The organism is Streptococcus sp. NLN76 (assembly GCF_015686645.1).
Classification (GTDB): Bacteria; Bacillota; Bacilli; order Lactobacillales; family Streptococcaceae; genus Streptococcus.
In genome coordinates, this window is the sequence record NZ_JADPMS010000006.1 from 55,089 (window position 1) to 64,397 (window position 9,309).

Genomic DNA, 9,309 nt, shown 5'->3' on the forward strand with positions numbered 1-9,309 from the left:
TACGCCTCTTTTTGTGTAGAGGAGTAAACATGGAAAAATTAGAATACCAGGTATCAGCGGATGCCATCGCTCAGGACGCTTATGAATTGAAAAGTATGGTTAACCAAATTGTTGAAGCGGCTTATGGGTCAGAGATGCTGGTTGAGATGGACCAGATTAAAGATTGGGTCGTCCAAGGTCAGGATGAAAAGATTGCGAGTTATCTTCGAAATTTAGAGACAGACCGAATTTCTCTCTTGGTTCGTTATTTTGCAGTCGTGCCCTTGCTTATTAATATTGCGGAAGATGTGGACTTGGAAGTGACCATCCAACGCCGGAATAATCTGGCTGAGGACTACTTGGGAAAACTCAGTCAGGCTGTGGCACGGACTGCTCAGATGGACAATGCGCAGGAACTTTTGGAGCAATTACAAGTGGTACCTGTTTTGACGGCTCATCCGACTCAGGTTCAACGCAAATCCCTATTGGATTTAACTTCTCAGATTCATGACTTGCTCAAACGCAAGCGAATGGCCTTGCCCGGTGATCTCAATCAGAATGAGTGGGAGGAGGAACTCTACCGTTATTTGGAGACTATCCTACAAACCGACCTTATCCGGGAACAAAAGCTGACGGTTAAAAACGAGATTGTTAACGCGATGGCCTATTATCGCAGCTCGCTACTGGAGGCTGTCCCACGCTTGACTCAAACTTACCGGGACTTGGCCAAAGAAGAAGGTCTGTCCGTTCCTCACAGTCGCCCGATAGCTATGGGGATGTGGATTGGTGGAGACCGAGATGGGAATCCCTTTGTGACAGCGGAAACTCTACGAGTATCCGCTCGTGTTCAGCAGGAAGTTCTTTTTGATTATTATCTTCAGTCTTTGAATAAGCTCTACCGGGATTACTCTGTTTCCCTTAATTTGACGGATGTGAGTTCCCAGGTAGCTCGTTTGGCTGACCTTTCACAAGATAATTCTGTTTTTAGAGAAAAAGAACCTTATCGTCGCGCCCTTTCTTGGATTCGGGATCGCCTTCTGAAAACTCAAAAGGAAATGCAGGTTTTCTTGGGACAGCCAGAGGAGTTGGCCTTGGCTGGGAAAGAATTGATCAAAATGCAGCAGGAGCGCAATTGGGATAAAATTCCCGCCTATGCGACTGCTGAAGAATTCAAGGCAGAGTTGGAACAGGTACAGTCTTCCTTTATGGCTTTTGGGCAGCGTCACTTAGCGTCAGGGAAACTGAGTCAGTTAATTACGGCAGTAGAAGTTTTTGGTTTCTACTTAGCTAGCATTGATATGCGTCAGGATTCGAGTGTGCACGAGGCCTGTGTAGCTGAGCTACTAACGACAGCAGGGATTGAGGAGCATTATTCAGAGCTTGAAGAGGAAGATAAGGTGGCTCTTTTGCTCAGATTATTGGAGGAAGACCCACGACCACTTTCGGCTCCCACTCTTGCCAAAAGTGAGCTATTAGCTAAGGAGTTGGCTATTTTCGAAATGGCAGCCAAACTGAAAGATGTATTGGGCGAAGACGTCATTCGGCAATCAATCATTTCTCATGCAACCAGTGTTTCTGATCTGTTGGAATTGGCAACGCTTTTGAAAGAAGTTGGGCTGGTCAACCGTGATGCGACCCGTCTTCAATTGGTGCCTCTCTTTGAAACAATTGAGGATTTAGAGGCTTCTCGACAGACCATGCGTTCCTATCTATCCTTGGATTTGGTTCAAAAATGGATTGCTTCACGCAATGGCTATCAAGAGATTATGTTGGGCTATTCGGATAGTAATAAGGATGGAGGCTATCTTTCCTCAGTTTGGTCTCTCTATCAAGCCCAAGAGGATCTGCAAAAGTTAGGTCAAGAATTTGGCGTTAAAGTGACCTTCTTCCATGGACGCGGGGGGACAGTTGGTCGTGGTGGCGGTCCGACTTATGAAGCCATTATTGCTCAACCCTTGGAAAGTATTCGAGATCGTTTGCGTTTGACCGAGCAAGGGGAAGTGATTGCTAATAAATATGGAAATAAGGAAGCTGCTTATTACAATTTAGAAATGCTTCTATCTGCTTCGTTAGACCGTATGTTGAATCTGGAAGCGGAATTGAGTCCGGAGCAGCGTGAGACCTATGGTCGGGTTATGAACCACCTTGTCGAAACGAGCTACCAGGCTTATAGAGACTTAGTTTTTGAAAATCCAGCTTTCTATGAGTTCTTCTTTGAAGCTAGTCCGATTACCGAAATTTCTAGTCTCAACATTGGTTCCCGGCCAGCGGCTCGGAAAACGATTACTGAAATTTCAGGATTACGGGCTATTCCTTGGGTTTTCTCTTGGTCTCAGAATCGCATCATGTTACCAGGTTGGTACGGGGTTGGTCAGGCCTTTCAGACTTTGATGGCGGAGGATCCTGAGTGGCTCTCGATTCTCCGTCACATGTATCAGAACTGGCCGTTTTTCCGAGGGTTACTCTCCAATGTGGATATGGTGTTGGCCAAATCCAATATGACCATTGCGGCCCACTATCGAGACTTGGTACAGGATTCTCAGGTAGCGGAAGTGTTTGACCTGATTTTTGCGGAATGGGAAAAAACCAAAGAAAGTCTCTTGCTAATAGAAGAGAGCGATCAACTTTTGGCGGATAATACCTATCTATCGAATAGTTTGTCCTACCGCATGCCTTACTTCGATGTCTTAAATTACATCCAGGTAGAGTTAATCCGGCGTAAGCGTGAGGGGGTATTACCGGAAGAAGCCAATTCCTTAATTGCAACCACTATCAATGGGATTGCGACAGGGCTTCGGAACTCGGGCTAATCAATGGAAAAAATTAAAAAAAGAAGTAAAAGGCTTGATTTTTTCTAACAGTCTGATAGAATAGTAGGGAAAGTTAGACTGTATTGCCTACTGTCTATCTATAAAATATATTTTATTGGAGGCTTTTACCCAAATGGCAAAAGAAAAATACGATCGTAGTAAACCCCACGTTAACGTTGGTACAATTGGACACGTTGACCACGGTAAAACTACCCTAACTGCAGCGATTACAACTGTTTTGGCACGTCGTTTGCCTTCATCAGTTAACCAACCTAAAGATTACGCTTCTATCGACGCTGCTCCAGAAGAGCGCGAACGCGGAATCACCATCAACACTGCACACGTTGAGTACGAAACTGAAAAACGTCACTACGCTCACATCGACGCTCCAGGACACGCGGACTACGTTAAAAACATGATCACTGGTGCGGCTCAAATGGACGGAGCGATCCTTGTAGTTGCGTCTACAGATGGACCAATGCCACAAACTCGTGAGCACATCCTTCTTTCACGTCAGGTTGGTGTTAAAAACTTGATCGTCTTCATGAACAAAGTTGACCTTGTTGACGATGAAGAATTGCTTGAGTTGGTTGAAATGGAAATCCGTGACCTTCTTTCAGAATACGATTTCCCAGGTGATGACCTACCAGTTATCCAAGGTTCAGCTCTTAAAGCGCTTGAAGGTGATTCAGCATTTGAAGACATCATCATGGAATTGATGGATACTGTTGACTCATACATTCCAGAACCAGAACGCGATACTGACAAACCATTGCTTCTTCCAGTCGAGGACGTATTCTCAATCACTGGTCGTGGTACTGTTGCGTCAGGACGTATCGACCGTGGTGTGGTTCGTGTCAATGACGAAATCGAAATCGTTGGTATCAAAGAAGAAACTACTAAAGCAGTTGTTACTGGAGTTGAAATGTTCCGTAAACAATTGGACGAAGGTCTTGCAGGAGACAACGTTGGGGTTCTTCTTCGTGGTGTTCAACGTGATGAGATTGAACGTGGACAAGTTATCGCTAAACCAGGTTCTATCAACCCACACACTAAATTTAAAGGTGAAGTTTACATCCTTACTAAAGAAGAAGGTGGACGTCATACTCCATTCTTCAACAACTACCGTCCTCAATTCTACTTCCGTACAACTGACGTAACTGGTTCTATCGAGTTGCCAGCAGGTACTGAAATGGTTATGCCTGGTGATAACGTGACAATCGACGTTGAGTTGATCCACCCAATCGCCGTGGAACAAGGAACAACATTCTCTATCCGTGAGGGTGGACGTACTGTTGGTTCAGGTATGGTTACTGAAATCGAAGCTTAATTCGGTTCATTTCCTAGATTAACAATTTAAGTCAGAACAGCACTAGCTTGGTCTTTGGCCAGGCTAGTGTTTTTTTGATTTCCCTTTTTTTCTGCTCGTCTTTGTGATAAAATAAGGACTGTAATAAAAATAGAAGAGGTATGTGAAATGTCACGTAAACCAATTATCGCAGGTAACTGGAAAATGAACAAAAACCCTCAAGAAGCACAAGCTTTCGTTGAGGGACTAACAGGCAAATTGCCATCAGCTGATCTTGTTGAAGCAGCGATTGCTGCACCAGCAGTTGATTTGAACGCACTTCTATGGTTTTCTAAAGATTCAGACCTTAAAGTGGCAGCGCAAAACTGTTACTTTGAAGATGCGGGTGCCTTCACAGGTGAAACTAGCCCTAAAGTTTTGAACGAAATGGGTGTTGACTACGTTGTGATCGGTCACTCAGAGCGTCGTGACTACTTCCACGAAACAGATGAAGATATCAACAAAAAAGCACATGCTATCTTCCGTAATGGTATGACACCAATTATCTGTTGTGGTGAGTCACTTGAAACTTATGAAGCTGGACAAGCAGTTGAGTTTGTTGGAGCACAAGTCTCAGCAGCTCTTAAAGGTCTTTCAGCTGAGCAAGTATCCTCACTTGTGATTGCTTATGAGCCAATCTGGGCTATCGGTACTGGTAAATCTGCAACTCAGGACGACGCACAAAAAATGTGTAAAGCTGTTCGTGATGTTGTTGCTGCAGACTTTGGTCAAGAAGTGGCAGACAAAGTTCGTGTGCAATACGGTGGTTCTGTAAATCCATCAAATGTGAAAGATTACATGGCTTGCCCAGATGTAGATGGAGCTCTTGTTGGGGGTGCTTCCCTTGAAGTGGATAGCTTCCTAGCTCTTTTAGATTTTGTAAACTAATGGTTTAGAAGCCCGATTTCTCGGGCTTTTTTTTGATGCGTTCATTGAAAAAAACAAAAACTTAGTATAAAATAAATGGGTAACTTTAAGAAAAAATAAAGGAAATAGTCATTATGAATCAGAGATCTCAGCAACGTTTTTCCATCCGGAAATATTCATTCGGTGCGGCTTCTGTTTTAATTGCTAGCCTTGTCTTCATGGGAGGGCAAGTACAGGCGGATAGTTATTCAGAAACCACTGTCACGGGTGAATCATCCAGCCAAACAGTGACGTCTGAGCCTCAAGCGAATGGAACACTAGAAACAAATCCAAGTTCAGAACTTGCAACGCCTCAGACAAGCTTAGGGGCATCCTTGGCTCCTTCTACTGATGTGGCGACCAGCCCTAGTTCATCTTCTAAAGCAGTCTCTTCAAGTGAAGCGAGTGCATCTACAGAGGAAACATCAACCTTGCCTTCTGTGAATTCTGCATCTATTAAAACTGAATCAGTTCAGCCCGCTTCAGCAACTCCCTTCCGGCGTGCTGCAACATCTGGTTCGGCAGAAACAAGTAACCAACTACCAAACTCAGGAACCTATGTTTTTGAAGAAGTCGCAGAAGTTCACTCTGAACCCCGATTGGCCTCTAGCGTTGTTGCGACTTATAGTAAGGGCCAATCGGTCGTCTATGATCAGGTCTTGAATCGGGAACAGCGCCAATGGTTGTCCTATATCGGAGCTTCAGGCACTCGACGTTATGTGGCCCTTCCGGCTCAAAATAATGCTGGTCAAACTACGGATTCAGCAGTTGCCAATACCTTGAAAGCCTTGGCACCTCAAGGAACCTATACTTTTAGCCAAACTGCGGGTGTTAAAAACGAAGCTCGAATCACGAGTCCAGACCTAGCAACCTATCGTCCAGGTCAGTCTGTTCGTTATGACCGCGTTTTAAATGTGGACAATTATACTTGGATTTCTTACATTTCTTATTCAGGTACCCGTCGTTACGTAGCAATCGGTGCTCAGTCGACTCAACCAAGTCGCCCAGTGACACCAGAAGTGAAGGTAGAGAAAACAGGTCGCATCTCAACCTCTAGTGTCTCTGCATCCGGTTTTGAGGTTGTTGTTAGTAATGTAAACCATCCACAAGGAGTGAAGGAAGTTCTAGTTCCAACTTGGTCTGAGAAAAATGGTCAAGATGATCTCATCTGGCATAAGGCTGTAAAACAAGCGGACGGTAGTTATAAAGTCCGGATTGAAACCAAGGATCATAAGAATGACGCGGGTAACTATGTCTCCCATGTTTACTATGTGACGAACCAAAATAAACGGGAATATGTAACTGGAACCAAGGTAACTATCCCACAAGCTCCAGTGGTTCAAAAAACAGGTCAGGTGACAGGAAGTAACATCAGTTCAACAGGCTTTGATGTTGTGGTCTCACAAGTCAACCACCCACAAGGAGTCAAAGAGGTTTTGGTTCCAACTTGGTCTGAGAAAAATGGTCAAGATGATCTTATCTGGCATAAGGCTGTAAAACAAGCGGATGGTAGTTATAAAGTCCGGATTGAAACCAAGGATCATAAGAATGACGCGGGTAGCTATGTCTCCCATGTTTACTATGTGACAAACCAAAATAAACGGGAATATGTGACTGGAACCAAGGTAACTGTCCCTCAAGCTCCAGTGGTTCAAAAAACAGGTCAGGTGACAGGAAGTAACATCAGTTCAACAGGCTTTGATGTTGTGGTCTCACAAGTCAACCACCCACAAGGAGTGAAGGAAGTTCTAGTTCCAACTTGGTCTGAGAAAAATGGTCAAGATGATCTTATCTGGCATAAGGCTGTAAAACAAGCGGATGGTAGTTATAAAGTCCGGATTGAAACCAAGGATCATAAGAATGCCGCGGGTAGCTATCTCACCCATGTTTATTACGTAACCAATCAAAATAAGCGTGAATTTTTATCTGGAACAAGGGTAACCGTTCCTCAAAAAACGATCGTTGTTAGTCGGCCAATTCCACATAATCTCCCGGCTCAAGGTAGTTACACATTTACGAAACGTTCGGATGTAAAGAATGAACCTGTTGTAACAAGTCCGACCCTTGCGGTTTATGAAGTCGGGAACAAAGTAAATTATGATCGAATTGTAACAACCAACGGTTACCACTGGTTATCTTATATTTCCTATACTGGACAAAGACGTTATGTAGCTTATGGGCCATCGCATACTCTTGAAGAGAAAAAAGAGGAGACTCAAGGGAATCAATCAACTTCTGGTAAAGGCCTTCCTGAAAAATGGATCGGGAATAAGAAATATTCTGGAACTGTTACCCATATTGATGAAAATCCAGTCTACTCTGATAAAAATCGTGTGAAGATTGATCGGATTGTGATTCATCACAATGCTGGAATGAGTGACGAAGGAGCCCGAGCAACTTGGTATATTCGCAACGGCAATGAAACTTCAGCCCACTATCAAGTGACTCCAGACAAGATTTGGGGAGTTGTGCCAGAAAACGAAGTGGCTTGGCATGCAGGGCATTATCCAACCAATCAACGTTCCATTGGTATTGAGCACCTCAACAATAGTTTAGGCCCACATTGGACCATTGCTGAGGCAACATATCGCAATTCAGCGAAGTTGATTGCGGATATTTCCCTCCGTTATGATATTCCATTGGACCACAACCACGTGGTTGGTCATGACGAGGTGTCCGCAACTCTTTGTCCTGGTGGTATCGATATCGATAAGCTCCTTGCACTTGCAAAAATAGAGCGGGCAAAACTTGAAAAAACAACTTTGCCAAACACAAGTGCTGTTCCATCAGCTCCAAAACAAGCAGCCGCTCGCGTGGAAATACCTTATTATTCCCAGTTGGATAGTCGCTGGTCTCAAAAATGGTATGGTGGCTACAAATTTGGACCAACAGGTTGTGTTCCTACCAGCCTAGCTATGGTCTTCTCAGGACTTTCCGGCAAAACTGTTTTACCAACTGAGGTCGGAGACTATATCTATCACAATACCAATGCTTTTAACAAGTTTGGGCCTGGAACAGAGACCAATGGTATTGTGAAGGCTGTTAATAAGTGGGGTTACAAACACGAAGTTTTAAATAGCCGTAATGCTATTCAGGCTGCTCTTCAAGCTGGGAATCCAGTCCTACTGGCGGTAGGGGCGAGTGTCTTTGTGAACTACCCATCTACTCATGAGATTGTGCTGTCCGAATACAAGGACGGAAAAGTTAAGGTTTCAGATCCTTACACCAAATCTCTAAGTGGTTGGCATAGCCTAGATTACCTCTGGAATGTTCGCAGTCGTGTGGCTGAAGACAACCAGTTAGGTTCTCCAGCAATTGCTGTTAAACGCGCGTAAAGAAAAAGAATCGGTCACATCAAGGTGCCGATTCTTTTTTGTAGACAGAGGGTCTGGGGTATTTTCTTACGCTTATATACTCTTTTAGTTTATCTTTTATTACTGTGTTAGCTCGTCTTGCCGTACTTTAGTACTGCCTGCGACTCGCTGCCTTGTACTAAAAGCAAACTAAAAGACTATACTGGACAAACTTCAAAATCGGAATACTCGAAAAATTTCAAAAAAATGACTAGGAAAGCCGATGGTGGTAGAACTGAAGTTCACCGAAGAGGCTTGACAACGTCAGATTTTGAAATTTAATGAGTATCCCGAATTATTCATACCCTGAATATCTTTGCGTAACTATCAAAAAAATCATCAGAAACAAGCAATAAACAATTGCAGTTCTGATGATTTTTATGAACGATCAAGCTTTTCTATAAATAAAGATGGGTCTGCTACCTTACCACCCTAAAAAAGGGTAGACTCCGCCCTTGGTGCGACTCTCGATTTTTAAAAATGTATTCTATTTGATTCGGTATCCTAATTTCCTAACAAAGGAGGACTGGTATCCCTTACTGCATAGAGAACGGGGAGTGAGAAATCTAGTCTGGAAATTCGCTCAAAGAGAGCCTGAAACTCATCCTTCAGAGAATAGAGATTAGACAGTTTTAGAATTTGTTTTCTAGCACTTTTGACGCATTTTCCAGCTATATTCACAAACAGTTTCCGAAAACGTTTCATCGTCAAATTCTTCACAGACCCACTAGCTAGATGCTTCATAAATAAGGAAAGATTATAGGCCAAGCAAGAAATCATCATACGAACTTCATTCTTGATTAGAGTTGAACTATCTGTCTTATCCCCAAAAAATCCAGACTTCATCTCTTTTATGAAATTTTCAGACTGTCCTCGTTTTCGGTAAAGTTGAAAACATTCTTCGCTAGCACCA

5 protein-coding genes are annotated in these 9,309 nt (G+C 43.5%); 4 read left to right on the forward strand and 1 reads right to left on the reverse strand.

Annotated elements, in window-relative coordinates; genetic code table 11:
* Positions 1-29: 29 nt before the first annotated feature.
* The 4 genes from ppc (at position 30) to I1A59_RS02295 (ending at position 8,378) form a co-directional block, all read left to right on the forward strand.
* A complete protein-coding gene (ppc, locus tag I1A59_RS02280; RefSeq protein ID WP_196091200.1) occupies positions 30-2,789 on the forward strand; it encodes a phosphoenolpyruvate carboxylase in 2,760 nt (919 codons plus the stop codon).
* A gap of 133 nt (positions 2,790-2,922) precedes the next feature.
* A complete protein-coding gene (tuf, locus tag I1A59_RS02285) occupies positions 2,923-4,119 on the forward strand; it encodes an elongation factor Tu (RefSeq protein ID WP_179925281.1) in 1,197 nt (398 codons plus the stop codon).
* Positions 4,120-4,266: 147 nt separating this feature from the next.
* Entirely contained in the window at positions 4,267-5,025 is a 759-nt protein-coding gene (tpiA, locus tag I1A59_RS02290; RefSeq protein ID WP_196091201.1) for a triose-phosphate isomerase, read from the forward strand.
* Positions 5,026-5,138: 113 nt separating this feature from the next.
* The gene (locus tag I1A59_RS02295; protein ID WP_196091202.1) at positions 5,139-8,378 is read left to right on the forward strand and encodes a GBS Bsp-like repeat-containing protein; all 3,240 of its coding nucleotides are present in this window, start codon (positions 5,139-5,141) and stop codon (positions 8,376-8,378) included.
* 522 nt (positions 8,379-8,900) lie between these two features.
* Here the strand turns inward: I1A59_RS02295 and I1A59_RS02300 are convergent.
* The coding region (locus I1A59_RS02300; protein WP_196091203.1) for a transposase at positions 8,901-9,309 on the reverse strand (409 nt) is incomplete at its 5' end.